The sequence below is a fragment of the Falsiroseomonas stagni DSM 19981 genome (assembly GCF_900114315.1).
GTDB lineage: Bacteria > Pseudomonadota > Alphaproteobacteria > Acetobacterales > Acetobacteraceae > Falsiroseomonas > Falsiroseomonas stagni.
Genome location: NZ_FOSQ01000003.1, coordinates 184,608 through 211,592 on the forward strand (window position 1 = coordinate 184,608; position 26,985 = coordinate 211,592).

The window sequence follows — 26,985 nt, forward strand, 5'->3', positions numbered from 1 at the left end:
GGGCTTCTCTTCTCGCAACGCGGGTTGTGGGCCGCCGGGTAGCATGCAACGGCCGGGAAGGCCAGATGTACCTACCAGATATAAGGATATCTTTATGCCGGGAGGTAACCTGCGGGGCGTGACGCCGGCGTCGGGCTGCGCCTATCCTTCGCGTCAGGCAGGCCGCAAGGGCCGCCGGACCCTGGGAGGGACATGCCATGATCGGTTTCCGGAAGGGCCTCCGCGGCCTGGTGGTGGGCGGGCTCGCGGTGCTGGCCGCGCTGCCGGCGCTGGCGCAGCAGGCGCCCGCGCGCCCGGCGGTGACGCGGGTGGAGGCGCCGGCCTCGGCCATCTTCATCGGCAACAGCTTCTTCTACTACAACAACGGCATTACCAATCACCTGACGGGCTTCATCCGGGGTGGGGAGCCGATGGGGCCGTTCCGGTCCACGCTGGTCGGCATCGGCGGGTCCAACATGCAGTGGCATGACGTGGCCAGCTATTTTCGCCCCGATGCGGTGGCGAGCTATGGCTTCGATGCCCGCAACAACATCGTCTTCCGCCCGCCGGGCAAGCTGTTCGACCTGGCGATCATGATGGATTGCAGCCTGTGTCCGGTGCATCCGCAGTTGTCGCCGGTGTTCGAGGATTATGCCCGGCGCCACAGTGCGACGGTGCGCGGCCAGGGTGCGGAGCCGGTGTTCTTCATGTCCTGGGCCTACAAGGACAAGCCGGAGATGATGGCCGGTCTCGCCGCCGCCTATACGGCCGTGGGCAATGCCAACAACGCGCTGGTCATCCCGGCGGGGTTGGCGTTCGAGCGTTCGATCGCGCAGCGTCCGGCGCTGGACCTCTATGTGTCCGACCTGCGGCATCCGAGCCTGGCCGGCACCTATCTGGCCGCCGCCACGACCTATGCCGCCGTTTTCGGCCGCAATCCCGAGGGCAACCGCTACACGGCCGGCCTGGATGCCGACACCGCTGCCCATCTGCAGCGCGTCGCCTGGGAGACGGTCCGCGCGTATCTCGGCACTCAGCGCGCATCGGCCAACTGATGACGGTCCAGGCCCGTCTCGGGCCTGGCATAGGGGGTATCGGGGGAAACAGCATTTCCCCCGGGCCACTGGTTACGCGTCCTTCGTCCAGGCCACCCGTTCCAGATAGGTCTTCAGGAAGGTCTTCACCCGCGGTTCGCCGCCACCGCCAAACACCTCCCCGGGAGGCGCGGCTTGCACCACCACCCCGTGGTCCAGGAACACGACCCGGGTGGAGAGGCTGGCGACGAAGCCCATCTCGTGGCTGACCACCAGCATGGTGACGCCGGAGGCCGCGAGCGTCCGGATCACGTCCAGCACTTCCGTCGTCAGTTCGGGGTCGAGCGCCGCGGTCGGTTCGTCGAACAGCAGCACGCGCGGTTCCATGGCCAGCGTGCGTGCGATGGCGACGCGCTGCTGCTGCCCGCCCGACAGTGCCGCCGGCTTGCGGGCGCCGAGCGCCCCGAGCCCGACTTTCGTGAGTGCCGCTTCCGCCTTGGCATCGGCGTCCTTCGCGGGCATGCCGCGGACGACTTTCAGGGCTAGGGCGACGTTGTCCCGCGCCGTGAGGTGGGGCCAGAGGTTGAACTGCTGGAACACCATGCCGATGGCGCCGTCGCCGGGCTTCGCCGTGCGGCCTTCCACCAGCACGTCGCCGCCGGAGATCGGATCGAGCCCCGCGATGCAGCGGAGGAGGGAGGATTTGCCGGAGCCGCTCGGCCCGATGACGCCGATCGCCTCCCCCGGCATCACGTCCAGGCTGATGCGGCGCAGGATTTCCACGTCGCCGACGCGGCGTTCGAGGGCGCGGACCTGAAGGACGGGATTCATCACGCGGCCATCCGGCGTTCGATGCGGCGTTCCAGGCCGCGCGCGGCCCAGGATGTCGCCTCCGTCAGGGCCCAATAGACCAGGGCCAGCACCAGCGTCGTCTCGGCAAAGGCGAAGGTGGCGGATCCGACGCCCTGCACGCGGAAGGTCAGCTCCGGCACCGTGATGATGGACAGCACGGCGGTTTCCTTGATGAGGATGACGGCGAGGTTGACGAGCGACGGCAGCACGGCCAGCGCCATCACCGGCAGCATGATGCGCAGCACGGTCTGCGGGCGGGACAGGCCCAGCATGCGCGCGGCTTCCAGCTGGCCCTTCGGCACCGCCATGAAGCCGGCGCGGAAGACCTCCGAGAAATAGGCGGCGCCATAGGCGGAGAGCGCGACCAGGCCGGCCACCACCGGCGAGAGGTCGATGCCGATGAAGGGGCCGCCGAAATACAGCAGGAAGCACTGGACCAGGAAGGGCGTGCCGCGCACCGCCTCCACCAGGGCGGCCAGCGGCCAGGTGAGGGCGAGCGGCGCGAAGAAGCGCACCGCGCCGATCAGGAAGCCCGCGACGATGCCGATGGCGACGCCGCCGAGCCAGAGCGCCAGCGTCATCGGCAGGCCCTGCGCCGCGGCGATCAGGCTGTCATTCAGCGCCTGGATCATGCGGGTCTTCCGCGTGCGAACATCATCAGCAGCAGGTTCATCGCCAGGTAGATCGCCCCGCACAGCGCATAGGCCGGCAGCGGTTCGAAGGTGGAGGAGGCGATGGCCTGGGCACTCCGCGTCAACTCCAGGATGCCGACGACGGAGATGAGCGACGACGCCTTCACGATCAGGATCGCTTCGTTGATGACCGCCGGGCGCATGGCCTGCAGCGCGATGGGCAGGCGGATGCGGAGCAGGATCTGCCGCGGCGTCAGGCCGAGCAGCCGCGCGGCCTCCAGCCCCCCCTTCTGCACCAGCGCGAAGCCGCCGCGGATGATCTCCGCCATATAGGCCGCGCAGCAGAGGCCGAGCGTCGCCGTCGCGGCGAACCAGGCGGGCAGGTCGATGCCGAGGAAGGGCAGCGCGTAATAGGCCAGCATCAGCTGGATCAGCAGCGGCACGCCGCGGAAGAAGCTGACATAGGTGAGCGCCCAGGCGCGCCGGGCTTCGCACCCCACGGCGATGGGCACGCCAAGGACCAGGCCGAGGGCGATGCCCACGGCCGAGATCCAGACGGTGTTCCCCGCCGCCCAGAGCATGGGCGGCAGGGCTTCGGCGATGAAGTCCAACGTCTAGGCGTTGGCTTCGACGACGCGCGCGGGCACTTCGAAGGACTGGCCGAACCATTTGGTCTGCAGCGCGGCCAGGCGCCCATCGGTGCGCATGGCGTCGATCACGCCATCGATCGCGTCCAGCAGCGGCGCGGTGTCGGCATCCTTCCGGCCGAGATAGCCGAAATAGACCTTGGCGCCGAAGGGCGGGTTCACCACGGCGAAGACGTTGCGGCGCTGCTGCGCGACATAGGCGATGTTGGGCAGGGAATTCGCCACGGCCACGATGCGGCCGGCGGCGAGGTCCGCATAGGTCTCGCTGAAGGATTGGTATTCGCGGATCTGGACGTTGAGGTTGTTGGCCGCGATGAAGTTCTGCAGCTGCGTCAGCTGCGCCGTTGCCTGCGCGGAGCCCACGATCTTGCCGTTGATGTCCTCCGGCTTCTGGATGCTGGAATCGTTGGCGCGCTTCAGCAGGGCGACGGTGGCGTCCGCGATGGGGGCGGTGAAGCGATAGCGCTCCATCCGCGCGCGGGTGATGGTGGCGGGGCCGGCGACCAGGTCGAAGCGCCCGGCCTCGAGGCCCGGCAGCACGCCCGGCCAGGGCAGGTCCTGGAAGCGGATGCGCAGGTTCAGCGCGCGGCCGACTTCGGCGAAAAGCTCGCTGTTCATGCCGACCTGGCGGCCACCCTCGGTGAAATCGAAGGGGGCGAAGTGCAGTTCGGTCGCGATCATCAGCTCGCCCGCGCGGCGCGCCTTCTCCAGATTGTTCGCGTGGGCGAAGCGGGGCGCCAGCATGGGCGCGAAGAGGGCCGCAGCCGCGGTCAGCCCCGCCTGGCGGCGGGTCGGGGTGAAGGCAGTCATCATCGTCTCCTGGGCCGTTGGGCCTCGTGTGAATTCGGTCCGGGCCGTGCCGGCGTCTTCCCCGTTCGTCTGATCGCCGCCCCGTCTGCGCGGGGCTGTTGACATGACAGGTCATGACCGTAGGGTCGCCTTCCCTGCGTATCAAGCCCAACCGTGGCGGGAGCTTGCACCATGACGCACCAGCTTGGAAACAACAGCCTGCCGGTCATCGACCTCACGCCACTGGACAGCCCCGGGGGGGAGGCGGCGGTGGCGGCTTCCATCAACGCCGCCTGCACGGGGCCGGGCTTCTTCTATGTGCGGAACCACGGGGTGGATGAGGCGGTGATCGCCACCGCCATGGCCGCCGCGCGCCGCTTCTTCCTGCTGCCGCAGGAGGTCAAGGCGCGCACCAAGGCCAATCTGATCCATCGCGGCTGGCACGCCGCCGGTGGCGCGGTGATGGAGGGTGCCAAGAAGCCCGACCTGAAGGAGTTCTTCTCCATCGGGCTCGACCTGCCGGCGGACCATCCCACGGTACTGGCCGGGGAGAAGCTGCGCGGCCCCAACAACTGGCCGGCGGAGGTGCCGGAACTGGCGCCGGCGATGGAAGCCTATTTCGCCGCGATCGGCGCCTGCGGGGCGAAGCTGCTGCGCGCCGTGGCGCTGAGCCTCGGGCTGGATCGCGACTTCTTCGCGCCCCACTACAAGACCCCGCTCCAGCGCACCCAGGCGATCTTCTACCCGCCCCAGGCGCCGGACGACACGGATGGCTTCGGCGTGGCGCCGCACACGGATTTCGGCTGCATCACCCTGCTCTGGCAGGATGACAGCGGAGGGCTGGAGGTCCGGGAACGCCAGACCGGCGCCTGGATTCCCGCCCCGCCCCTGCCCGGCACGCTGGTGGTGAATGTGGGCGACCTGCTGGGCCGCTGGAGCAATGACCGCTTCGCCAGCACGCCGCACCGCGTGGTGAACCGCAGCGGGCATGAACGCATGTCCGTCGCCACCTTCTACGACCCGGATTTCTCGGCGCCCGTCGATCCGCGCGCGCTGGGCGCGACCGACCCGCACTACCCGCCGACGACCTGCGGGGAGCATATCCTCGGCCGCTTCGCCCAGGCCTTCGCCTACCGCAAGCAGGGATGACCCCTCCGCAGCCGCGCTACGCCGCGGTCAAGGACCATGTCCGGCGGCGCATCCTGAGTGGCGAATGGCCGCCGGATACGAAGATCCCGTCGGAGAACGCGCTGGGGCCGGAACTCGGCGTCAGCCGCATCACGGTGAACCGCGCCTTCGCGGAACTGGCGCAGGAAGGGCTGCTGCGGAAGGTGCAGGGCGTGGGCACCTTCGTCGCCCGCGCCCGGCCGCGCTTCGGGCTGATGACCATCCAGGACATCGCGGAGGAGATCACGGCCCGCGGCATGGCCTGGAGCTGCCGCGTGCTGCGCCTCGGCGTGACGCCCGCCCCGGCGGAAGCTGCCGCCGCACTGGTGATGGCGCCCGGCGCGCCCGTGCCCCACAGCGCCATCCTGCACCTCGGCGACGGGGCGCCGATCCAGCGGGAGGAACGCTGGCTGAGGCCGGGCTACGCGCCGGGATACCTGGAGCGGGATTACCGGGCGGAGACGACCTTCGCGCATCTGGTCCGCGCCGGAAACGCGACGGCGATGGAGCAGTCCATCACTGCCATCCTGCCCGACGCCGCGCTGGCCCGGCTGCTCGCGGTGGCGCGGGACCAGCCCTGTCTGGTGATCCAGCGCACCACCTTCACGGACGGACAGGCGATGACTTTCTCCCGCCTCGTGCAGCCGGCGAACCGGTTCGAGATTGCGGGAAGGGCGACACTGTAGCGGCAGGGGGCGCTGCCGCCAGATTATCCCATTGATGATGGTCCAGGGGGCTCTGCCCCCCAAATCTTCCACAGGGGGCGGATGGGGTTCGGGGAAGGCAGCGCCTTCCCCGGGAATCACTTGAGCCCGAAACCCAAGGCGGTCAGCGCATCCTTCATCCGGTCGCGGCCGGACAGCGCCGCCGCCGTGCCGACGCGGCTGATCATGCGCTGCGTCCAGTCCTGCTTCCCCATGCCGACAGCCTGGGAGAAATCGCCGAGCGCCTTGTCATAGCCCGCGATCGCCGCGCCTTCGTCGGTGATCCCATACTGCTCCCGGTGCAGGACCAGGGATTGAGGCAGGCGCGGCTTCACCGCGCCCGGCACGGCGGGGTCCGGATGGCCGACGGCCAGGCCGAAGGCGGCGAAGGCGTTGGGGGGCAGGTTCAGCTCCGCCGCCACCTTCTCCGGATGATGGCGCAGCGCGCCGACATAGACGGTGCCAAGCCCGAGGCTCTCCGCCGCCACCACGCAGTTCTGCGCGGCCAGCGCGGCATCGACCAGCGCGACCATGAAGCTCTCGAGGTAGTCGAGACCCTCGAGCTTGCGCTGATGCGCCTCCCCCAGCCGGGTCAGGCGCGAGAGATCCGCGACCCAGCAGAGGAACAGCGGTGCCTGGCGGATGAAGCGCTGGCTGTTGGACAGGTCCGCAAGGCGACCCTTCCGGTCGGGGTCCTCCACCGCGACCACGGACCAGGCCTGGAGGTTGGAGGAAGTCGGCGCGGATTGCGCGGCGGCGACCAGCGTCTCCAGCACCCCCGGCGCGAGCGCATCGGGCAGATAGGCGCGGACGGAGCGGTGGCCGAGCATCGCCTCCAGCACCGCATTCACCGGCGGCTCCACCGCCGGGGCGGCGCCGCCATAGCGGGACTGGAAATCGGCGGGGAGGGGAGAGGGCTGCTGGTCCATGGAAGGCTCCTGTGTTGCGCACAGGTATCCATGGGGAGGGGGCGGAGGGCTACCCCCCTTGGCGGCAGGAAGGGGGAGCGCTGCTCCCCCTTCGACCCTCTCGCCAGGGCCGTGACGGCCCTGGACCATCCTCAGTCAGCCGACGCGGTTGTCGACGAGTTCCTGCACCACGGCGGGGTCCGCCAGGGTGGAGGTATCACCCAGCGCATCCGTCTCATTCGCCGCGATCTTGCGAAGGATGCGGCGCATGATCTTGCCCGACCGCGTCTTGGGCAGGCCCGGGGCCCATTGGATGGCATCGGGGCTGGCGATGGGGCCGATCTCCTTCCGCACCCAGGCGACAAGCTCCTTGCGAAGCGCCTCGGTCGGCTCCTCGCCGGCCTTCAGCGTGACATAGGCGTAGATGCCCTGGCCCTTGATCTCATGCGGCATGCCGACGACGGCGGCCTCCGCCACCTTGGGATGGGCGACCAGCGCGCTTTCGATCTCCGCCGTGCCCATGCGGTGTCCGGCGACGTTGATGACGTCATCCACGCGGCCGGTGATCCAGTAATAGCCATCGGCATCGCGGCGGGCGCCGTCGCCGGTGAAATAGGTGCCCTTGAAGGTGGAGAAATAGGTCTGCTGGAAGCGCTCATGGTCGCCATAGACCGTGCGCATCTGGCCGGGCCAGCTGTCCGTGAGCACCAGGTTGCCCTCGGTGGCGCCTTCCAGGACGTTGCCGTCATTGTCCACCAGCGCGGGCTTCACGCCGGGCAGGGGCAGGGTGGCGGAGCCGGGCTTCTGGGCGATGGCGCCGGGCAGGGGGCTGATCAGGATGCCGCCGGTTTCCGTCTGCCACCAGGTGTCCACGATCGGGCAGCGTTCGTCGCCGACATTGCGGTAGTACCAGAGCCAGGCCTCGGGATTGATGGGCTCGCCGACCGAACCCAGGATGCGGAGCGACTTGCGGCTGGTCTTCTTCACCGGCGCCTCGCCATCCCGCATCAGGGCGCGGATCGCGGTGGGGGCGGTGTAGAAGATGTTGACCTGGTGCTTGTCGATCACCTCCCAGAACCGCGACACGGTCGGGTAGTTGGGCACGCCCTCGAACATCAGCGTGGTCGCGCCATTCGCGAGGGGGCCGTAGACGATGTAGGTGTGGCCCGTGACCCAGCCGACATCGGCGGTGCACCAGTAGATCTCGCCATCGCGGTAGTCGAAGACGTTCTGGTGCGTGAAGGACGCCCAGACCAGGTAGCCGCCCGTCGTGTGCAGCACGCCCTTCGGCTTGCCCGTCGATCCGCTGGTGTAGAGGATGAACAGCGGGTCCTCCGCGCCCATCGGCTCCGGCGTCGCGGTCTTCGGCTGGCTGTCGCAGGCGTCATGCCACCAATGGTCGCGGCCTTCCTGCATGGCGACGGTGCCGCCGGTGTTCTTGGCGACGATGACGTGGCGGATGGAGGGGCAGGTCTTCAGCGCCTCATCGGCGTTGACCTTCAGCGGCACCTTGCGGCCGCCGCGGCGGCCCTCATCGGCCGTGATCAGCAGGACGCAATCGCTGTCCTGGATGCGGGAGGACAGGCTGTCGGGGGAGAAGCCGCCGAAGACGATGGAGTGCACCGCGCCGATGCGGGCGCAGGCCAGCATGGCGACGGCGGCTTCGACGATCATCGGCAGGTAGATGCAGACGCGGTCGCCCTTCTTCACGCCCAGGCCGCGCATGGCATTGGCCAGCTGGCAGACGCGGGCGTGCAGGTCCTTGTAGGTGACCTTGGCGTCGGCGTTGGGGTCATCCCCCTCCCAGATGATCGCCACCTGGTCGCCGCGGGTGGCCAGATGCCGATCCAGGCAGGATTCCGTGACGTTGAGGACCCCATCCTCGAACCACTTGATGGAGACCTTGCCGGAGGTCCCGCCGAAATCGACGTTCTTGATGATGCTGGGGGGCTTCATCCAGGCGACGCGCTTGGATTCCCCCGCCCAGAAGGCATCGGGGCTGGCCGAGGCCGCTTCGTACATCGCCTTGTATGTCGCGGCGTCCACATGGGCGCGGGCGGCGATCTCGGGCTTCACGGCGATCAATGCGTCAGACATGGGCGTCCCCAACCTTTATCCGGCCTTGCGGCGGGTTCGTAGGTCCCGAATGGGCCATGGGCCTTGATATGCGTCAACCGGTCCCGCGATGCAGCGTGAATCGGTAACGCTTGGGACGGAAAAAGAGAAAACCGCCGCCCCCGGATGGGGACGGCGGCCGAGTTGGGGAGAGAGAGGGAAGCGGTAGCCAGGCTCAGTTCGTCGCGCGGGGCGCCTGGGGCACTGCCGGGGTGGCCGGCTGAGCCTGCTGGCCCTGCGTGGCGGGGCGCGCCGCCGGGGCGGTGGCCTGGGCGCTGCCGCCGGGGTTGGCCGGCGTCGCCGCCTGGGTCGGGCGCTGCGTCGGCGCCGCGGGCGCCGTCACGGCGGGGCGGGTCGTCGCCACGGGGGCGGTGGAGGTCACGGTACCGCTGGAGCCCTGGGCGAAGGCCGGGACCGCACCGATCAGGAGCAGCGTGGCGGCGAGGGGCAGGCGGGAGAGGGAGCGCATCGGAGGCAGTCCTTTGGGCCTTGGGTTTGCGCCGTGGTGTCTGGCGCAAGACAGAGAATGGACATGCCCCGTGTCGGGCCTTGGGCGCCGCCAAGGTGTTTTCAGGTCAGGCGCGGCGGCCGCGTGGCGATGGCGGCGGAACGGTGGCGAGGGCCGGGATGCCGAACAGGCGCGGGTCCCAGTCCAGCGGCTCCGCCGGGCCGGCGATGATCCGCGCGCCATCGGGATGGGCGGGGTTGATGACGATGTTGGCCTCCCGCGGCACCAGGGCGGAGGGCACGCGCATCAGCGCGGTGCGCCCTGCTGCAAGCCAGGCGGCGCCAGCGGCCACGGCCTCCGGGCTGCCGGGGCTTCGCCAGCCGAGCGGCGGCGCGGCGCAGAGATCCTCGATGGCCAGGTCGTCCGGCACCGCTGCCTCCACCAGCAAGGTGCCACCGAGGTTCCGGCGCTGCGCCAGGCGTTCCAGCATGGCGAGCGACAGGGTCGCGGCGGCGTAGATCACCGGCCGGCCCGGCGGGTTCCAACGCCCGCCATGCAAGGCGGCGCCCAGCCCATCCCAGACCGGGTGCTGCGCGGTGCCGAGGCGATAGACACGCACCGAGGCTAGGCCGGCAGCCCGTATTCGATGTTGACCAGCAGGCGTTCCACCTGCCGCGCGCCGAGGTCCGTTGCCGCGACCTCGATCGGCGGGCGGTTGCCGAGCAGGGGGTGCGGTTCCGTCAGCCAGGCCTGGGCCTCGCCCGTTTCGCCCAGCGCCTGGGTGGCCAGCGCCGCGATGCGGGCCAGGCGTTCGGCACGTTCGCTCGCGGCGGCGGAAAGCCGGGGGCTGCGCTTGAGCGTGGCGGGGGAGGCGACCAGCGCCTCCACCCGGCGGCGGAGGGTGGAGCCCTTGTCGCCACCCGGCACCACGGCGGTGGCGAGCGCGCGCACCACGCCACGGGGAAAGCCCTGCTCCACCGCCGCCGTCAATTCGCCAAGCGACCGGAGGTCGGCCCGCAGCGTGCGCGTGCCGCCCAGCGCGGCGGCGACCTTGGCGACCTCGACGGGATACATGGCGGGCAAGGCTCCGGGATCAGGTGAGCCCATCATAGGGGGTCAGTTGGACCGGCGGCTACAGCCCCGCCTCCGCCGGCACGATCACCTGTCCCTCCGCGTCGATCCTCACCGGCACGGCTTCCAGGCTTTCCCCGTAGCAGGGGCCGGAGAAGCATTCGCCATCCTCGATCCGGAAGCGGGCGCCATGGGCGGAGCAGACGATGTGGGCGCGCTTCGCGTCCAGGAAGCGGTTCGGCGCGGGGTCCAGCGGCAGGCCGACATGCGGGCAGGAATTGACATAGACCAGCACGGAGGCGCCCCGGCGGATGGCGAAGAGCCCCGTGAAGGCGCCCGGCGCCGGCGCGAAGCCGCGGCTTTCGCCATCCGGGATGTCCTCCACCCGGCACAGCACCCGTTCACTGGCGGAAACCTCGCTCACGCCTTGATCCCGCCCAGCTTGCACAGCGCCTTCCAGTGTTCCGGCGCGATCGGCATGACGGAAAGGCGGGACATGCGGACCAGCGCGATCTCGGCCAGCGTCGGGTCCGCCTTGATGGTGGCCAGCGTCACGGGCGTTTTCAGCGGCATCAGCGCCTTCATGTCCACGCAGACCCAGTCGCCCTTGGGATCGTCGGGCTGCACCGTGGGGTCGGGATAGGCTTCGCGCGCCACCTCCACCACGCCCACGATCTCCTTCCCGATATTGGAATGGTAGAAGAAGGCACGGTCGCCGGTCTTCATGGCCTTGAGGTTGGCCTTGGCCATGTGGTTGCGCACGCCGGTCCAGGGCTCGATCCCGTTGGCGACCTGCTGGTCCCAGGAGAAGGCGTCGGGCTCCGACTTCACGAGCCAGTAGGACCGGCTGCTCATCAGGCGGCGACCCCGTCCTTGAAGACGGTGCGGAAGGGGCGGATGACCGTGCTTTCGAACAGCCCGGCCTTGGCGTAGGGGTCGCCGGCGGCGAAGGCCTCCGCCGCCGCGCGGTCCGCCACATCCACCACCAGCAGGCTGCCGCAGGGCTTGCCCTCGGCATCCAGCACCGGGCCGACCAGGACGAAGCTGGCGGCGTGCTGCTTCAAATAGTCCACATGGGCGGGACGGGTTTCCATCCGCAGCGCCAGGGACGCCGGCTTGTCGGTGCAGGAAATGGCGAAAAGCATGGGCGGAGGGTTCCTTCGGACCGCGTCGGTCACGAAAGGGACGTAACGCCCCTGCGGCCCGGCTTCAATCCGGCGCCAACCACCCCTAGTCTATGGGCGTGGACGCCAGACCCCTTTCGCCGCCCGCGGGATCAAACCCCCCGGGCGAGCCCCGTATGAACCCCCCCGCGACCGCGGGCGGGGCACGGTCGCTGCATCGCTTCGCCAATCCCGGCCGATTCCTGCGGATGACGGATGCGCTGATGCCCTGGCTCTGGGCCTCCGCCATCCTGGTGACCGGCATCGGCGCCGCCTGGGCGCTGTTCTTCTCCCCGCCCGATTGGCAGCAGGGGGAGACGGTGCGGATCATGCACGTCCATGTCCCGATGGCCTGGCTGGCGATGGGCGGCTACACGGGGCTTGGCGTATTGTCGATCATGTCGCTGATCTGGCGGCACCCGCTGGCGGACCTGACCGCGCGCGAATTGTCGCCGGTGGGCGCGGCCGTCACGGCGCTCTGCCTGGCCACCGGCAGCCTCTGGGGCAAGCCGATGTGGGGCACCTGGTGGGTCTGGGATGCGCGGCTGACCAGCGTGCTGGTGCTGTTCTTCCTCTGGCTCGGCCATGCCGCGCTGGTCCGTGCCTTCGATGACATGGAACGCGGCGCCCGGGCAGGCGCCATCCTGGCGCTGGTCGGGCTGGTGAATGTGCCGATCGTGAAATTCTCCGTCGACTGGTGGAACACGCTGCACCAGCCGGCCTCCGTCACCCGGATCGATGCGCCGGGGATGCATGTGGACCTGCTCTATCCGCTGCTGGTCAATGCGCTGGGCTTCACGCTGCTCTTCGCCGCGGTGGTGCTGGCGCGCACCCGCAGCGCCGTCATGGAACGCCGCGTGAGGGCATTGCAGACCGCGCGGGCGCGGCGGGCGGAGGGCACGGCATGACCACGCATTGGATCCACGTCACCGCTTCCTGGGGCCTGACGCTCGCGACCTTCGGCGGCCTCGCCATCGCCGCCATGCTGCGCAGCCGCGCGGCGGCGGCCACCCTGAAACGCCTTGACCCGCGCGGCGATGGCCGCGGGAGGGATGCATGATGACGCGCAAGAAGCGCCGGATGTGGATCCTGCTGCTGTGTGCGCTCGGCCTCGGCAGCGCCACGGCGCTGACGCTGACGGCCTTCCAGGACAATCTGGTCTTCTTCCGCTCGCCGTCGGATGTCATGGCGCAGCAGCCGGGCCCGGACCGCGCCTTCCGCCTCGGCGGCCTGGTGGAGGCCGGCAGCGTGGAGCGCGATGCCGCGGTGTCCGGCCAGCGGCCCACGGTGCGCTTCCGCGTGACGGATGGGGCGCATGTCATCCAGGTTGCCTACCAGGGCGTGCTGCCCGACCTGTTCCGCGAAGGCCAGGGCGTGGTGACGATGGGCCGCATGGTCGATGGCACCTTCCGCGCGAGCGAGGTGCTGGCCCGGCATGACGAGACCTACATGCCGCCCGAGGTCGCCGATGCGCTGAAGCGGTCCGGCCACTGGAACCCCGCCCAGGGCGCCGCGCCCCCGCCCGCCACCTGGAACACCCTGGACCCCGCGCGGCCCGCCGCGCCGGGGAGGACCGGATCATGATCGCCGAACTCGGCCATTTCGCCCTCGCCCTCGCCCTGGTGCTGGCGCTGGCGCAGGCGCTGCTGCCGCTGATCGGCGCGCATGTGCGCGACGGGCGGATGATGGCCTCCGCCGCGCCGCTGGCGGTCGGGCAGTGCCTGGCGCTGATCGCGTCCTTCGCCTGCCTCGTCTACGTCTACGTCATCAACGACACGACGGTGCTGAACGTCGTGCAGAACAGCCATTCCCTGAAGCCGCTGCTCTACAAGATCACCGGCACCTGGGGGAACCACGAGGGTTCGCTGCTGCTCTGGGTCAACATCCTCGGCCTCTGCGGTGCCGCCGTGTCCGGCTTCGGGCGCGAATTGCCGACGGCGCTGCGGGCGCGGGTGCTGGGCGTGCTGGGGCTGATCTCCGTCGGCTTCCTGATGTTCACCATCAAGACGTCCAACCCCTTCGACCGGATGTGGCCGCCGCCGCCGGATGGCCAGGGGCTGAACCCGGTGCTGCAGGATATCGGGCTCGCGATGCATCCGCCGCTGCTCTACGTCGGCTATGTCGGCTATGCCGTGACCTTCGCCTTTGCGATTGCCGCCCTGATCGAGGGGCGCGTCGACGCCGCCTGGGGGCGCTGGGTGCGGCCCTGGTCGCTGGCGGCCTGGTCCTTCCTGACGCTCGGCATCGCGCTCGGGTCCTGGTGGGCCTATTACGAACTCGGCTGGGGCGGCTACTGGTTCTGGGACCCGGTCGAGAATGCGTCGCTGCTGCCCTGGCTGATCGGCACCGCCCTGCTGCATTCCGCCATCGTGGTGGAGAAGCGGGACGCGCTGAAGACCTGGACCATCCTGCTGGCGATCATCGCCTTCGCCATGTCGCTGCTCGGCACCTTCCTGGTGCGGTCGGGCGTGCTGAACAGCGTGCATTCCTTCGCCAATGATCCGGAGCGCGGGCTGTTCATCCTCGCGCTGCTGATGGTCTATGTCATCGGTGCCTTCCTGCTGTTTGCCTTCCGCGCCTCCGCCATGATCCCCACGGGGATCTTCGCGCCGGTGTCGCGGGAAGGCGCGATCGTGCTGAACAATCTGCTGGTCTGCTCGATCACCGCGGTGGTGTTCGTCGGCACGCTATGGCCGATGTTCGCCGATGCGCTGTTCGGCATGAAGGTCTCCGTCGGGCCGCCCTTCTTCAATGCCGCCAGCTTCCCGCTGGTGGTGCCGCTGCTGCTGGCCATGGCGGCGGGGCCGCTGATGCCGTGGAAGCGCGCGCAGCTCTTCTCCGTGGTCATGCGGCTGTGGTGGTGCGCGGTGATCGGCTTTGCCGCCTTCTTCCTGGCCCTGCTGCTGAGCGGGCAGAAGGTGATGCCGGCCGTGGGCTTCGCCTTCGCGGCCTGGGTCGTCGGCGCCGCCATCGCCGACATCGCGGATCGCACCGCGCTGTTCCGCACCAACCTGGGCAATTCCTGGAACCGCGCGAAGGGCCTGCCCCGCGCGGCCTGGGGGGCGGCCATCGCCCATGCCGGCGTCGGCATCTGCGCCGCCGGCATCGCGGGCATGGGGCTCGCGCAGGAACGCATGGTGGCGCTGGCGCCGGGCGAATCCACCACGCTCGCCGGCTATGAATGGCGGCTGGAAGGCGTGCGCGACGTGGAGGGTCCGAACTGGACCGCGCGGCGCGCCACCATCTCCCTCCTCAAGGACGGCGCCGTGGTGCATGTCATGGAACCGTCCCGCCGCTGGTTCCCCATCGCGCGGCAGAACACGACGGAAGTCGCCATCCGCACCAACCTGATCGCCGACCTCTACGCGGTGATCGGGGAGGAGGAGGCCGGCACGGGCAAGGCGGTGATCCGCCTGCACTACAACCTGCTGGCGCCCTGGATCTGGCTCGGCGCCGCCATCATGGCGTTGGGTGGCGGATTGTCGCTGGCCGACCGCCGGATCCGCGTCTCCGCCCCCAACCGCGCCACCGCGCGCATGGTGCCGGCCGAATGACGCCGACGACGAGGCGCCTGCTGCTGCTGGCCCCCTTCGCCGCCGCCGCGGCCGGGGGGGTGGGCTTCTACGCCGCGCTCGATCGGCAGCGCCGGGGCGTCTACAACCCGCGTGGAGTGCCCTCCGCCCTCATCGGCCAGCACGCGCCGGACTTCACGCTGCCGGCGCTGGAGGAAAGCGGGGTGGAGGGTTTCGGCGCCGCCGACCTCCGCACCTTCACGCGCCCGCTGCTGGTGAATTTCTGGGCCAGCTGGTGCGTGCCCTGCATCATCGAGCATCCGCAGCTGATGAAGCTGTCGCGCGAAGGCGTGCCGGTGCTGGGCATCGCCTACAAGGACAAGCCGTCGGACAGCCTCCAGTTCATCCGCCGCCACGGCAATCCGTTCCGGCGGCTGGCCAGGGACGAACCGGGCCGCGTCGCGATCGACTGGGGCCTGTATGGCGTGCCGGAGACCTATCTGCTGGACCGCCAGGGCATCATCCGCTGGCGCTATGCCGGCCCCATCACGGATGAGGTGCTGGCCCAGGACCTCCGGCCGCTGCTGCAGCGGTACGCGGCATGAAGAGGTTCCTCCTCGCCCTCGCGCTGCTGGCGCCGCTGGCGGCGCCGGCGATCCTGGTCCCGGGCGTGGCCCACGCCACGACCAACCCCGCCGACATGCTGCCGGATGCGGCGCTGGAACAGCGCGCGCGCGCGCTGGGGCGCGAGATCCGCTGCATGGTCTGCCAGAACCAGTCGATCGAGGACAGCGAGGTGGCGCTGGCGCGCGACCTGCGGCTGGTGGTCCGCGAACGCATCACCGCGGGCTACACCGATGCGCAGGTGCGGGACTTCCTGCATGCGCGCTACGGCGACTTCGTCCTGCTGCGGCCGCCCTTCACCTGGTCCACCGCGGCGCTCTGGGCCACGCCCGTGGTGGCGCTGCTGATCGGCTTCTCCCTCATCCTCCTCTCCCGCCGCCGTTCCGCGCAGCCCGCGCCGCCGGCGCCGCTGACGGAGGAGGAAAAGCGCCGCCTGGCCGCGCTGGATGCTGAAACAAGGGACGGGACGCGCGCGTGACTCTCTGGCTGCTGCTTGGTGCCGTGGCGCTGCTCGCGCTCGCGCCCCTGATCGTCACCCTCCTGCGCCCGGGTCGGGCGCGTGGCCGGGCGGAGGCCGACCTGGCGCTCTACCGTGCGCAACTCGCCGAGCTGGACCGGGAGAGGGAGTCCGGGCGGCTCGATGCCGCGCAGCACCAGGCGGCGACGCTGGAAGTGCAGCGCCGCATCCTGGCCGCGCCGAAGGAGGATGCGCCCGAATTCGGCACCCGCCACACCAGCGCCGTGCTGGCCGCCATGGTGTTCCTGGTGCCCGCCGCCGCGCTCGGCCTCTACCTCGTGCGCGGGGTGCCGGATATGCCCGCCGCCCCCTTCGTGGAACGCCAGCGCCTGGCGGAGGAGGAGAACGCGATGCTGGATACGCTGCGTGGGCGCCTCGCCATGCTCGATCCCTCCAGCGACGCGGCGCGGCAGGGGCAGATCCTGCTCGGCAATGCGGAACGGTCCCGCGGGCGGCTGGAGGAAGCGGCACGCGCCTATCGCACCGCCCTCGATGCGCGGTTCGACGGCCCGCTGGCCGCCGACCTGGCGGAGCTTGAGATCGAGCGCGGCGAACACGCCGCCGCCGCCGCGCTGATCGCCCGCGCGCTCGGCTCCTCCCCCCGCGAACCGCGACTGCGCTTCCTGGCCGGGCTGGCGGAGGCGCGCGCCGGGCGGGCCGACAATGCGCGCCGCACCTGGCAGGCGCTGCTGGCGGATGCGCCGCCGGAGGCGCCCTGGCGGCCGGTGGTGGAACGCCAATTGCAGGCACTGCCCTGAGGCTTTCGCGGCGCTACACTCCCGGCAAAGGGAGAGAGCGCCATGCGGAAATTCCTCAACGACCCCCGCGCCACGGTGCGGGAGATGCTGGAAGGCCTGGCGGATCTCTCGCCCGGCCTGGCGCTGCTGGCGGAGGAGGGTGTCATCCTCCGCGCCGCGCTGCCGCCCTTCGCGGAGCGGCGGGAGGTCGCGGTGATCTCGGGCGGCGGCGCCGGGCATGAACCCGCCCATGCCGGCTATGTCGGCCCCGGCCTGCTGCATGCGGCGGTGGCCGGCGATGTCTTCACCAGCCCGCCCGTGGATGCCGTGCTGGCCGCCATCCGCGCCGTCGCGGGCCCGCCTGGCGCGCTGCTCATCGTCAAGAACTACACCGGGGACCGGCTGAATTTCGGCCTCGCCGCCGAATTGGCGCGGGCGGAGGGCATCGCCTGCGAGGTCGCGGTGGTGGCGGATGACGTCGCGCTGGCCGGCACGGTGGAGCCCGCGCGCCGCCGCGGCATCGCCGGCACCGTCCTGGTCCACAAGGTCGCCGGCGCCGCCGCCGCCGCCGGGCTGGGGCTGGAAGCGGTCGCGGCCGAAGCGCGCGCGGCGGCGGCGGCGCTGGGCAGCATGGGCGTGGCACTCGGCGCCTGCACCGTCCCCGCCGCCGGGCGCCCGGGCTTCGACCTGCCGGAGGGCGAGATGGAACTCGGCCTCGGCATCCATGGGGAGGCGGGGGTGGCGCGCCTGCCCCTCGCCCCCGCGCGGGACATCGCGGCGACGCTGGTCGACCGCATCCTGGCGGAGATGGCGTGGCCGCCGGGCAGGCCCGTGGCGCTGCTGGTCAACGGGCTCGGCAGCACGCCGCCCATGGAACTGGCCCTGATGGCGCGGGAGGCGCTGGCCGCGCTGCGCGCCCGCGGCGTGACGGTGGCGCGCGCCTGGTGCGGCACCATGCTCTCGGCGCTGGAGATGCCGGGATGCTCCTTCTCGATCCTCACGCTGGATGATGGGCTGCTGGCGCGGCTGGATGCGCCGGCCAGCGCGCCGGCCTGGCCGGGCGGCGGCATGATCCCGGCGGCGCGCGCGACCATCGCCCCGGCCGAGGCGCCGCCCCACCCCTTCACCGGCACGGCCGATGCCGCGATCCGTGATGCGGTGCTGGCGGTGGCGACGGCGCTGGAAGGGGCGGAGGCGCGGCTGACGGCGCTGGATGCGGCGACGGGGGATGGCGACCTCGGCCTGTCGCTGGCGCGCGGTGCGGCGGCGTTGCGCGCCCTGCCCGATGGCGCCTTCGCGGATGCGCCCACGGTCCTGACGGCGATGGCCGCGGCGCTGCGCCGCGCCATCGCCGGATCATCCGGCCCCTTCTACGCCACCGCGCTGCTGCGCGCCGCCCGTGCATTGCCCGCACAGCCTGCCCCCGCCGATTGGGCGGCGGCGCTGGAGGCGGCGGTGGAGGCCATCAGCGGACTCGGTGGCGCGCGGCCCGGGGACCGGACGATGCTGGATGCGCTGCACCCCGCGGCGCTGGCCTTCCGGGCGGCCCTTCCCGGCGGGGGCGCCGCCGCGCTGGCGGCAGCGGCGCGGGCGGCGGAGGCGGGTGCCGCTGCCACGGCCGCGATGCGCCCGCGCCTCGGCCGGGCCAGCTACCTCGGTGACCGCGCGCTCGGCCACACCGATGCGGGGGCGGCGGCGATCGCCGCCTGGATGGCCGCATTGGAGGAAGGCGTGAGCAGGCGGTAGAGCCGGACCAGCCGCGCCGCTTCCCCCGCCCAGCCGAAGCGGGTCAGCGCGGCATCCCGCCCGCGCCGCCCCATGGCGTTGCGCACCGCCGGGTCCGACAGCGCCTGGATCGCGGTCGCCACCGCGGTGGCATCGGCGGTGTCCACGGTCAGCCCGCAATCGGCGCTGCGGACGATGGCGGCAACTTCCTCCGCCAGCCCGGGCACGATCACGGGCAGGCCGGCCAGCATGCAGTCGAACAGCTTGTGGGGCAGGGCCAGGCGGTGGTTCTCCACCCCCGGCTGGAACAGCACCAGACCGATATCGGCCTCCGCCGCCAGGGCCAGCGCCTCCTCCCTCGGCATCCAGTCCAGGTATTCCACCTGCGCCGCCAGGCCGAGCGCCAGGCTGCGTTCGCGGAAGGCGGCCTCGCTGCCATCGGTGAAGCGGCCGATCAGGCGCAGCCGGGTGCCGGGCGGCAGCAGGGCCAGCGCATCCAGCATGATGAAGGCGCCGCGCGCGCGGGTCAGCGCACCCAGGTGCAGCAGCGTGAGCGGCCCCGCGCGGTGCCGGCGCGGCGTGACGGGCACGGGGGTGGCGTAGTTGCGCACGGGCGTGCAGCGCGCCAGGCCGCCCAGCCATCCCTCCAGCCCATCCTTCGCCACGACCACCGCATCGGCGCGGGATGCCAGCAGCCGGCAGGCGGTGGCGACCAGCGCCCGGCCGAAGGGTCGCAGCATCCGCGGCAGCACGGGGTCGAGGCGGGAGGGGTAGTGTTCGTGCACGTCCAGCACCACCCGCGCCCCGCAGCGCCGCGCCGCCAGCAGCGCCGCCGCCCAACTGTCCGGTTCATGCGCATGGATCACCGCTGGGCGCAGCGCCGCGGCGCGCCGGGCCAGCGCCGGGATGCCGCGCAGGCGCGCCCACCAGCCGGGCCCGGGCCGGGGATAGGTCTGCAGCGCCACCCCATGCAGCAGCCTGGTCGCACCGTCCGGGCCCGGCGCCAGGTGGCGCACCGGAAAGCCCGCCGCGGCCAGCGCCGCGCCTTCCTTGGCGACGATCCGCACATCATCCGGCGGATGGGCGGCGGACAGCATCAGGATGGCGGGCGGGGTCACGGGGCCAGGGCCGCGCGGATGGCCGAGAGGGGGGCATGGCCGGCCGCCGCTTCCACCGTCGCCACCAGGCGCGCGGCGATCTGGCGGCTGTCGAAATGGCGTTCCGCCAGGGCGCGGGCGGCGCGGGCCATCACGCGGCGGCGGGCCGGGTCATCCGCCATGGCGAGCAGCGCCGCCGCCAGCCCGGCGCCATCGCCGGGCGGCACGGTCAGGCCGCAGCCGCCTTCCGCCAGCAGGCGCTGGGCGCGGCCCGGCACATTCGTCACCACCGGCAGCCCCGCCGCCAGGCATTCCGCCAGCTTGTTGGGGGCCGTCCATTCCGCGAATTCGGGCACCGGCGCCAGGCAGAGCAGCCCGACATCCGCCCCGGCCAGCAGCCCGGCCAGGCGGCGCTTCGGCATGGGGTCCAGGAAGGACACGGGCAGGTCCTCCGCCGCCGCGCGGGCCACCAGCGCCGGCTTTTCCGCCCCATCGCCCACCAGCAGGATACGGATGCCGGTGGCGCGCAGCAGTGCCGCGGCATCGAGCAGCACGCCGAGCCCGTTGGCGCGGCCATGGGCGCCGGCATAGACCGCGATCATCTCCCCCTCCCGCGCCTCCGCGGGGCGCCAGGGCCGGGCATCGGGGCCGAACAGGGCGAGGTCCGCGCCCTGCGGCAGCACGCGCAGCCGGTCCGGGTCCGTGCCGCGGGCCAGGGCGGTGCGGGCCATGCCCTCCGTCAGCGCGACGACGATGGCGGCCCGGCGGCAGGCGGCGTCCGCCAGGCGGCCGATCGCGCCCAGTATTGCGCCCGGGACGCCGCCGCTGCCCGTGCTTGCCCCGCCGCCGGGGCCGGGGCGCGACAGGGCGGCCGGCAGTTCGGGCCAGGGGTCGCGGATCTCGAACAGGAAGGGCGTGCCGCGCAGCCTTCGGGCCAGCAGCGCGGGGATCGCGACGGTGGGCGGGGTGGAGGAGGCGATGACAAGGTCCCAGCTCTGGCCGAGCGAAAGGCGGGACGCCGCCAGCGCGTAGCGCAGGAAGACCATGCTGCGGCGCGCGAGGGATTGGGCATTGCCATAGGGCAGGTCGAATTCCACCACCTCGAACCCCGCCACCGGGCCGCGGCGGGCGCCGCGGCGGAAGGGGCCGTCCAGCCCGGTGGCGGCGCCGGCATAGCGGCCGCAGGCCAGCGTCACCGCGTGCCCCGCCGCGGCCAGGGCGGCGGCGTGGTTGTAGGCGCGCGTCGCCGTCGCGCCGTCCGGCGTCGAGAAATGCTGGTGCAGGTACAGGATGCGGAGCGCCATCGCCGTCGGTGCCATTGCCGTCAGTTGCGGGCGCAGGACCGGATCAGGTCGATCACCCGGGCCTGGTCGGCATCCGACATCCCGGTGCCCGATGGCAGGCAGAGCCCGCGTTCGAACAGCGCGGCGGCGGTGGCGCCACCGGCCTGGGGCGCATCCCGGAAGGCGGGCTGCAGGTGCAGCGGCTTCCAGGCCGGGCGGCTTTCGATGCCCGCGGCCTGCAGCACCCGGCGCACCACCTCCCGGTCCGCGCCGAAGGGGGCGGGGTCTATCAGCAGCACGGTCAGCCAGCGATTGGCGCGGCCCCAGGCGGGTTCGGCGATGAAGCCGGTGCCCGGCAGATCCGCCAGCCCCGCCACGTAGCGCGCGAAGACATCGCGCCGCCGCGCGACGCGCGCCGGCAGCGCCGAAAGCTGCGCCAGCCCGACCGCGGCCAGGACGGAGGAAAGGCCGTAGGTATAGCCAGTGGTCTCATGCTCGTAATGCGGCCAGGCTTCCTTGGCCTGGCCCGCCAGCTGCCGCGCCCGCGCCAGCAGCGCCGCATCGTCGCCGGCCAGCGCGCCGCCGCCGCCCGCGGTGACGATCTTGTTGCCGTTGAAGGAATAGGCCGCCAGCCTGGCGCCGCGCCCGGCATGGCGCCCGCCGCGCTGCGTGGCGCCCATGGCGGCGGCGCTGTCGCACATCACCGGCACGCCCCAGCGGTCGCAGGCCGCGACGATGGCATCGAGGTCGCAGCACTGGCCATAGAGATCGACCGGCACCACCACGCGCGGCAGCCGCCCGCGCCGCGCCGCCTTCGACAATTCCTCCGCCAGCAGGCCGGGGTCCATGGTCCAGCCGGTCTCCACCACATCGAGGAAGCGGGGGATCGCGCCCATCTGCACCGCCGGCGCCACGCTGGCGACGAAGGTCATGGCCGGCGCCCAGACCTCATCCCCCGGCGCGACGCCCAGCACCCGGTAGCCCAGATGCAGCGCGGCCGTGCCGGACGCGGTGGCGAGCACCGACTGCATCCCGGTGGTCGTGGCCAGCGCATCCTCGAACGCCGCGGGGGTGGGTCCGGCGGGGGCCAGCCACCCGGCCTCCATCGTCTCCCGCACCCGGTCGAGTTCCCCGCCCGCGAGATGCGGGGGAGACAGCAGAAGGGGTGGCGCGGGCGGCCGGGCGGGGAAGGGCAGGATCGCGCCGGCGTGAGCGGGCTGGGGCGTGGCCATGCGAACCCATAAGTTGAAAATCAACGACTCGGTATCACATCCTGATTGATCCGTTAACGATTAGGCAAGCGCTGTCTGCATCAGCCCGAGCAATTGCAGCCGGAGCCATCGGCGCTCCACCCGGCTTGCGCGGCTCCGCCGCGGTGGGGGGCTTGCGCGGCTCCGCCGCGGTGGGGGGCTTGCGCGGCTCCGCCGCGGTGGGGGGCTTGCGCGGCTCCGCCGCGGTGGGGGGCTCGCGCGGCTCCGCCGCGGTGGGGAGCTCGCGCGGCGCCGCCGTGACGGGGGGACAGCCGAGGGCCGGCATCGTCGCATGGCCGGGCGCGGTGGCGCCCTGGCCGAGCAGCCAGACGCCCAGGCTCCGCAGGGCCAGCGCCAGGTCGGTGGAAAGCCGCGCGGGGGCCTCCGCATAGGCGGCGTCCAGTTCCAGCCGCCGCTCCCAGGGCACCGCGTTCCGCCCCGCCGCCACGCCGGGGCCCAGCAGCCCGGGCCGGACGCGCAGCCGCAGCGCCTGGCGGGGCGAATAGAGGGGAAGGTAGTCCAGCGGCAGCGGGCGCGGGCCGACCAGGCTCATCTCCCCCCGCAGCATGTTCAGCAATTGCGGCAGTTCATCGAGGCCGCTGGCGCGCAGCCGGCGGCCGAAGCCATCCAGCCTTTCGGCATCCGGGCCCTCGCCCAGGGCCATTGACCGGAACTTCAGCAGCCGGAAGGGCGCGCCGCCCATCCCGGCGCGGGTCTGGGTGAACAGCACGGGGCTGCCGAGGCGCAGCCGCACGGCCAGCGCGACCAACCCGATCAGCGGCGACAGCACCACCAGCAGCAGCGCCGCCACCGCCACGTCCAGCGCCCGCTTGCCGAACCGCTCATGCATCCGCCGTCTCCAGCGCCCCAGCCTTCAGAGCCCGGGCGGACAGGCCGAGGCTGAGCGCGAGGCCGAGCGCGAACCAGGCCATGCGGTTGCCGAGGTCGGTGGACACCATGATGGTCATCGCCACCGGGAGCACCATGGCGGCCATGCGGGCCAACCGGGCCGGGGGCACGGCCGGGGCCAGGCGCAGCATGGCGAAGGCCGCGCCGCCGAAGGTGCCGAGCCAGAGCAGCAGGCCCGGCAAGCCGCCCTCCGCCAGCGCCTCCAGCATGTGGTTGTGGGGGTAGAGGCCGCGCCGTTCCCCGTGCCCGGCCGCGATGGTGAAGCCCCCGGTGCCGAGCCCGAGGGGCGCGGCCTGCCCCGCCCAGTCCAGCGCCGCGGTCCAGAGGCCGCGCCGCGCATCGAGCCCGGCGGCATCGCCGGTCAGCCGTTCCAGCGTCCGCAGCCCCTCCGCATGGTCGGGATGCAGCAGCAGCCAGAGCAGGCCGGCGAGCCCGGCGGCCGCCACCATCGCGGCCCAGGCCAGGGCCCGCGCGCGGGGCAGGCGGATCGCCGGGGCCAGCGCCACGCCCAGCAGCAGCGCGACCAGCGCGGTGCGCCCACCCGGCAGCAGCGCCGCCGCCGCCAGCGCCAGGATCAGCGCCGCCCAGCCGGCGCGGCGGGGCCAGGAGGGGGCCTCCACCAGCTTCACGGCCGCCAGCGCCGCCGCCGTCGCCATGGCGAGGCCGGCCAGCTGGTATTGCAGGCGCTGCGCTTCGGGATCCAGCAGCGCGCCCAGGCCCCAGCCTCCCAACACCCCCCAGGCGACGATGGCGGCCAGCAGGGCGCCGATGGCGATGGTGGTGGCGGACAAAGCGCGGCGCGAAGCCGGTTCCGCCCCCACCAGCATCCCCGCGGCCAGCATCAGCGGCGCGGCGATCGTCGCTTCCGGCAGCTTGGCCGAGAGCACGGCGGAGGACGGGCTCCAGGCCCCCGCCACCACCAGCCAGGTCCAGAACAGGCCCGCCGCCGCCAGCGGCAGCGCAAGGGCCCGGTCCACCCGCCAGGCCCGCGACACCGCCAGCAGCGCCAGCGCCGGCAGCAGCAGCGCCAGGCTGGCCAGGGTCAGGTCCACCGGCAGGCCGGCCAGCGGCGGCGCCGTCTTCAGCGCGCCCGCCATCTGCAGGATGGCGGCGAGGCTGCCGGCCGCCAGCGCGACGGGTGCCAAGGGGGCGGGGGCCAAGGGGGCGGAGGCTGTCATTCCGCCGGCTCCGCGCGCAGCCCGCGGGGGGCCGGCCGCGCGCGGGGCGGGGCCTGCCGCAGCAGGACGCCGGCCCCCACCAGCCCCACCGCCGCCATCGGCGCCATCACCAGCAGCAGCAGCAGCAGCAGCGGCCGGTTGGGGAGGGAGGGGCGGATCTCCACCATCGGCGCGGAGACGAGGCGCGCGGCCACGGCCTCATCCGCCGCCACCACCACGGCGGCGCGCTGGTTCAGCGCCAGCAACTCATACAGCGACTGCCGGATGTAGAGGTCGGGCTCCCGCGCCAGCCGGGCCTCCAGCGCGGCGACGCGGCGGCGGGCCAGTGCCTCCAGGTCCGCGCGGACCTTGGCCTCGGCGAAGGCGTGCAGGCGGGCCAGCGCATCCAGCGCGAAATCCCGGTCCTCATGCGGCAGCGCCAGGGACCAGGTCAGGGCGCCCAGCGTCTGGGTCAGCGCCAGGTTGCGCTCCAGCCAGTTGCGCGCATCGTCCAGGTCGGCCTCGATCCGCAGGTCCAGCGCCGCCCGCACCGCGCCGCCGGGCCCGGAAGCGCGGTGCCCGGTCAGCAGCGCCAGCAGGGGCGTGTCCCGCGCCAGCATGGCGGCGGCTTCCGGCGATCGCAGCGCGCCGAGATAGATGGCGAAGTTGCCGGTCGGCCTGGTGTCCAGCAGGCCGGAGACGGTGGAGGCCGAGGAGAGCAGGGTGGAGGTGGCGATGCCCGTCGTCTCGGCCGGCGCCACCATCGCTTCCGCCACGTATTGCCGCGGCCACTGGATGATGGTGGTGCCGCCCGCGCCCAGGATCAGCGCGGCCAGCAGCACGACGCGCCAGCGCAGCGCGATGATGTGGCGGATCAGCCGGTCAAGCGGCATCGGGCGCGCCCTCCTCCGGCCCGGTCGGCGGCAGCGTCACCGCCGTGACGATGCGGGAAACCGGCGCGGCGGCGGTCACGACCAGCACCGGCACGGGGGACAAGGTCCCGTAGGCGGGGCTTTCCCAGCCCTCCGCCAGGCGCAGGGACAGGGGGGCGTCGGCGGTGATGCGGAGGATGGCGGCGGGGCCGCTCACCCCATCGGCGGCCAGGCGCCAGGGCCCCGGCGCCAGCCGCCAGTGCAGCGCCACCCCCCGGAACGGACCGGCGAGGCGATCCTCCGCCATCCAGCACCGCGCCCCCGCCCGGATGCGGCGTTCATGGCGGTTGCCCCTGGAATCGCGGCGCCAGGCGCCATCGGGCAGGGGGCCGAGGCGCGGCCAGCGCGCCAGCAGGAAGCGACCCGCCCGGGGCAGCGGATCCTCCCCATCGAAGACCGGCGCGTTGTGGGCCGCGGCACCGGCGATGGCGTCCCACCAGCCGGGCGAGGGCGGATTGTAGGAGCCGGTCCCGCCATCGCGCAGCACCGTGGCGCTGCCATCCCGCAGGATGAGATGCAGCAGGTCGGACTGCGCGGGACGGAAGCGCAGCGGCCCGGTGCGCAGCAGGGCGGTGGCGCCCCCCATGTCCCACCCCATGCTGCCGGCGGCCGCCCAGCGCGCGGGGCGATCCAGGCGCGCGGCTGGGCAGGGCAGGCCGAGCCAGGCGCAGCCGGCATCCGGGTCCGCCCCGGCCGAGGCATCGGCGAAGAGCCGCGCGGCGCGCTCCACGCTGCCGCGCGCATCCGCCGGGCCGTGCAGGCCGAGGTCCGCGAGCGCGGACCCGTCCTCCACCCCCAGAGCAGGCCCGGTGCCATCTTCCGCCACCACGCGGTGCAGCCAGGTCGCCAGCGCGGCGGCGCGGGCCGCGAGCGGTGCGGGGAAGGCGGGGGCGCCGTGGCGCCGGCGCAGCCATTCCGCGACGGAGAGCGTATCCAGCGCCAGCCGCGCATAGCCCGCCGAGACCTGCGCGAAGCCGCCATCGGGCGCCACCAGCCGCGCCATCGCGGCCGACAGGCGCCGCGCCGACCGCGCCGCGCCGCGCCCATCGCCCAGCAGCAGCGCGCAGGCGAAGGCGCCGGCGGGCTCCGAGATCGCATGATTGTTGTCCTGCGCCGCGGCATAGGCGGGGGTCGCGGCGATTCGCCGGGCGAGGAGGCCGAGCAGCGCCCGCGCCCCCGCCGGCGGGTCCCGATCCGCGTCGAGCAGGGCGAGAATGAGGGACAGCATCAGTGCCCGCAGCGCCGCTTCCTGCCCGCAGGCCCAGGCCGGGCCGCGGAAGGCGGGGTTGGCGGCGGCCCAGCCGCGCAGCAGGGCCTCCGCCCGCGCCAAATGGCCGCCGCCGGGGTCGATCCGCGCCGCCTGCCCCAGAAGCAGCGCATCCGCGAAGCGATGCCGTTCCCAGACAGGGCGCACATCGCCGGGGCGGAACAGGTCCATGCCGATGGCGGGGGCGGCAGCGTCGAAGGGGCCGTGCCAGTCCGGCGTCTCCGGCAGGGTCGCCGCCGCCCGCAGCAGCCGCCCCGCCGCCCCCGCCGGCAGCGCCGGCGCGGGCGGCGCGGTTCGCGGCAGAATCGTGCCCGCGATCGCCGCCGGGTTGCGCAGGCGCGCGGCCGGAACCCCCAACGCCATCGCCGCGCGATGCCACAGGAACAGGCCGACCGGCCGCGGGCCGAGCCGCCAGGCGGCATCCAGGCGCAGCAAGGCCCTCACCCGGCGGTCCGGGGCGGGGCTG

The 26,985-nt window shown here is 72.7% G+C and carries 30 protein-coding genes; 11 read left to right on the top strand and 19 right to left on the bottom strand.

The window, feature by feature from the left end; all coding sequences use genetic code 11:
- Nucleotides 1-197: 197 nt before the first annotated feature.
- Nucleotides 198-1,034 (top strand): hypothetical protein, encoded by an 837-nt coding sequence (locus tag BM041_RS11105; RefSeq protein WP_092959350.1) that lies wholly within the window; start codon nt 198-200, stop codon nt 1,032-1,034.
- Nucleotides 1,035-1,106: 72 nt separating this feature from the next.
- On the opposite strand, the gene BM041_RS11110 is transcribed toward BM041_RS11105, so the two are convergent.
- From BM041_RS11110 to BM041_RS11125, 4 genes are read right to left on the bottom strand one after another with little or no spacing between them, the layout of a single operon-like run.
- Complete coding sequence (locus tag BM041_RS11110; RefSeq protein WP_092959352.1) at nt 1,107-1,844, bottom strand: amino acid ABC transporter ATP-binding protein; 738 nt, start codon at nt 1,842-1,844, stop codon at nt 1,107-1,109.
- Entirely contained in the window at nt 1,844-2,497 is a 654-nt protein-coding gene (locus BM041_RS11115; protein WP_092959354.1) for an amino acid ABC transporter permease, read from the bottom strand. Before BM041_RS11115 ends, BM041_RS11110 begins: the two co-directional genes overlap by 1 nt.
- Nucleotides 2,494-3,108, bottom strand: a complete 615-nt coding sequence (locus BM041_RS11120) for an amino acid ABC transporter permease (protein WP_217648685.1) — start codon at nt 3,106-3,108, stop codon at nt 2,494-2,496. Before BM041_RS11120 ends, BM041_RS11115 begins: the two co-directional genes overlap by 4 nt.
- 3 nt (nt 3,109-3,111) lie before the next feature.
- Nucleotides 3,112-3,954, bottom strand: a complete 843-nt coding sequence (locus tag BM041_RS11125) for a transporter substrate-binding domain-containing protein (protein WP_245762032.1) — start codon at nt 3,952-3,954, stop codon at nt 3,112-3,114.
- Between the two features lie 171 nt (nt 3,955-4,125).
- Between BM041_RS11125 and BM041_RS11130 the strand changes: the two genes are divergently transcribed.
- Both BM041_RS11130 and BM041_RS11135 read left to right on the top strand, forming a co-directional pair.
- Nucleotides 4,126-5,082, top strand: coding sequence for an isopenicillin N synthase family dioxygenase (locus BM041_RS11130; RefSeq protein ID WP_092959356.1), 957 nt, complete (start codon nt 4,126-4,128; stop codon nt 5,080-5,082).
- The gene (locus BM041_RS11135) at nt 5,079-5,786 is read left to right on the top strand and encodes a UTRA domain-containing protein (RefSeq protein ID WP_092959358.1); all 708 of its coding nucleotides are present in this window, start codon (nt 5,079-5,081) and stop codon (nt 5,784-5,786) included. The genes BM041_RS11130 and BM041_RS11135 overlap by 4 nt, the downstream gene beginning before the upstream one ends.
- A gap of 116 nt (nt 5,787-5,902) precedes the next feature.
- Here BM041_RS11135 and BM041_RS11140 read toward each other — a convergent pair whose 3' ends face one another.
- From BM041_RS11140 to BM041_RS11175, 8 genes are all read right to left on the bottom strand, one after another.
- The gene (locus tag BM041_RS11140; protein WP_092959360.1) at nt 5,903-6,733 is read right to left on the bottom strand and encodes an NADPH-dependent oxidoreductase; all 831 of its coding nucleotides are present in this window, start codon (nt 6,731-6,733) and stop codon (nt 5,903-5,905) included.
- A 135-nt stretch (nt 6,734-6,868) separates the two neighbouring features.
- Nucleotides 6,869-8,809, bottom strand: a complete 1,941-nt coding sequence (acs, locus tag BM041_RS11145; protein ID WP_092959362.1) for an acetate--CoA ligase — start codon at nt 8,807-8,809, stop codon at nt 6,869-6,871.
- Between the two features lie 193 nt (nt 8,810-9,002).
- Nucleotides 9,003-9,296, bottom strand: coding sequence for a superantigen-like protein SSL4 (locus BM041_RS11150; protein WP_092959364.1), 294 nt, complete (start codon nt 9,294-9,296; stop codon nt 9,003-9,005).
- A gap of 106 nt (nt 9,297-9,402) precedes the next feature.
- Nucleotides 9,403-9,894, bottom strand: a complete 492-nt coding sequence (locus BM041_RS11155; RefSeq protein WP_092959366.1) for an RES family NAD+ phosphorylase — start codon at nt 9,892-9,894, stop codon at nt 9,403-9,405.
- A gap of 5 nt (nt 9,895-9,899) precedes the next feature.
- On the bottom strand, nt 9,900-10,349 hold the full coding sequence (locus BM041_RS11160) for an antitoxin Xre/MbcA/ParS toxin-binding domain-containing protein (protein ID WP_175533872.1): 450 nt from the start codon (nt 10,347-10,349) through the stop codon (nt 9,900-9,902).
- 58 nt (nt 10,350-10,407) lie between these two features.
- Nucleotides 10,408-10,770 (bottom strand): Rieske (2Fe-2S) protein, encoded by a 363-nt coding sequence (locus BM041_RS11165; protein WP_092959370.1) that lies wholly within the window; start codon nt 10,768-10,770, stop codon nt 10,408-10,410.
- Complete coding sequence (locus tag BM041_RS11170) at nt 10,767-11,201, bottom strand: EVE domain-containing protein (protein ID WP_092959372.1); 435 nt, start codon at nt 11,199-11,201, stop codon at nt 10,767-10,769. Before BM041_RS11170 ends, BM041_RS11165 begins: the two co-directional genes overlap by 4 nt.
- Nucleotides 11,201-11,491: a YciI family protein gene (locus BM041_RS11175; protein ID WP_092959374.1), complete on the bottom strand. Its 291-nt coding sequence runs from the start codon at nt 11,489-11,491 to the stop codon at nt 11,201-11,203. The genes BM041_RS11170 and BM041_RS11175 overlap by 1 nt, the downstream gene beginning before the upstream one ends.
- A 155-nt stretch (nt 11,492-11,646) precedes the next feature.
- On the opposite strand from BM041_RS11175, the gene BM041_RS11180 reads away from it, so the two are divergent.
- From BM041_RS11180 to BM041_RS11210, 8 genes are read left to right on the top strand one after another with little or no spacing between them, the layout of a single operon-like run.
- The gene (locus BM041_RS11180; protein WP_092959376.1) at nt 11,647-12,417 is read left to right on the top strand and encodes a heme ABC transporter permease; all 771 of its coding nucleotides are present in this window, start codon (nt 11,647-11,649) and stop codon (nt 12,415-12,417) included.
- Complete coding sequence (gene ccmD, locus BM041_RS29955; protein WP_139226025.1) at nt 12,414-12,569, top strand: heme exporter protein CcmD; 156 nt, start codon at nt 12,414-12,416, stop codon at nt 12,567-12,569. The genes BM041_RS11180 and ccmD overlap by 4 nt, the downstream gene beginning before the upstream one ends.
- The gene (gene ccmE, locus BM041_RS11185; protein ID WP_092959378.1) at nt 12,569-13,093 is read left to right on the top strand and encodes a cytochrome c maturation protein CcmE; all 525 of its coding nucleotides are present in this window, start codon (nt 12,569-12,571) and stop codon (nt 13,091-13,093) included. Before ccmD ends, ccmE begins: the two co-directional genes overlap by 1 nt.
- Complete coding sequence (locus BM041_RS11190) at nt 13,090-15,063, top strand: heme lyase CcmF/NrfE family subunit (protein WP_092959380.1); 1,974 nt, start codon at nt 13,090-13,092, stop codon at nt 15,061-15,063. The genes ccmE and BM041_RS11190 overlap by 4 nt, the downstream gene beginning before the upstream one ends.
- Nucleotides 15,060-15,626 (top strand): DsbE family thiol:disulfide interchange protein, encoded by a 567-nt coding sequence (locus BM041_RS11195; protein WP_092959382.1) that lies wholly within the window; start codon nt 15,060-15,062, stop codon nt 15,624-15,626. Before BM041_RS11190 ends, BM041_RS11195 begins: the two co-directional genes overlap by 4 nt.
- The gene (locus BM041_RS11200) at nt 15,623-16,123 is read left to right on the top strand and encodes a cytochrome c-type biogenesis protein (RefSeq protein WP_092959384.1); all 501 of its coding nucleotides are present in this window, start codon (nt 15,623-15,625) and stop codon (nt 16,121-16,123) included. The genes BM041_RS11195 and BM041_RS11200 overlap by 4 nt, the downstream gene beginning before the upstream one ends.
- Nucleotides 16,120-16,920, top strand: a complete 801-nt coding sequence (gene ccmI / locus BM041_RS11205) for a c-type cytochrome biogenesis protein CcmI (protein ID WP_092959386.1) — start codon at nt 16,120-16,122, stop codon at nt 16,918-16,920. Before BM041_RS11200 ends, ccmI begins: the two co-directional genes overlap by 4 nt.
- Before the next feature lie 42 nt (nt 16,921-16,962).
- Nucleotides 16,963-18,645: a dihydroxyacetone kinase family protein gene (locus BM041_RS11210; RefSeq protein ID WP_092959388.1), complete on the top strand. Its 1,683-nt coding sequence runs from the start codon at nt 16,963-16,965 to the stop codon at nt 18,643-18,645.
- Here the strand turns inward: BM041_RS11210 and BM041_RS11215 are convergent.
- From BM041_RS11215 to BM041_RS11245, 7 genes are read right to left on the bottom strand one after another with little or no spacing between them, the layout of a single operon-like run.
- Nucleotides 18,549-19,742, bottom strand: a complete 1,194-nt coding sequence (locus BM041_RS11215) for a glycosyltransferase (protein ID WP_092959390.1) — start codon at nt 19,740-19,742, stop codon at nt 18,549-18,551. The genes BM041_RS11210 and BM041_RS11215 overlap by 97 nt on opposite strands.
- Nucleotides 19,739-21,040, bottom strand: a complete 1,302-nt coding sequence (locus BM041_RS11220) for a glycosyltransferase family 4 protein (protein WP_245762033.1) — start codon at nt 21,038-21,040, stop codon at nt 19,739-19,741. Before BM041_RS11220 ends, BM041_RS11215 begins: the two co-directional genes overlap by 4 nt.
- 5 nt (nt 21,041-21,045) lie before the next feature.
- Nucleotides 21,046-22,236, bottom strand: coding sequence for a DegT/DnrJ/EryC1/StrS family aminotransferase (locus BM041_RS11225; RefSeq protein ID WP_092959392.1), 1,191 nt, complete (start codon nt 22,234-22,236; stop codon nt 21,046-21,048).
- A gap of 34 nt (nt 22,237-22,270) precedes the next feature.
- Nucleotides 22,271-23,104 carry a sugar transferase gene (locus BM041_RS11230; RefSeq protein WP_092959394.1) on the bottom strand — a complete coding sequence of 278 codons (834 nt, stop codon included), beginning with the start codon at nt 23,102-23,104 and terminating at the stop codon, nt 22,271-22,273.
- Nucleotides 23,097-24,341: an O-antigen ligase family protein gene (locus tag BM041_RS31800; protein WP_092959396.1), complete on the bottom strand. Its 1,245-nt coding sequence runs from the start codon at nt 24,339-24,341 to the stop codon at nt 23,097-23,099. Before BM041_RS31800 ends, BM041_RS11230 begins: the two co-directional genes overlap by 8 nt.
- A complete protein-coding gene (locus BM041_RS11240; protein ID WP_092959398.1) occupies nt 24,338-25,213 on the bottom strand; it encodes a hypothetical protein in 876 nt (291 codons plus the stop codon). Before BM041_RS11240 ends, BM041_RS31800 begins: the two co-directional genes overlap by 4 nt.
- Entirely contained in the window at nt 25,203-26,963 is a 1,761-nt protein-coding gene (locus BM041_RS11245) for a heparinase II/III domain-containing protein (protein ID WP_245762034.1), read from the bottom strand. The genes BM041_RS11240 and BM041_RS11245 overlap by 11 nt, the downstream gene beginning before the upstream one ends.
- Nucleotides 26,964-26,985 lie beyond the last annotated feature (22 nt).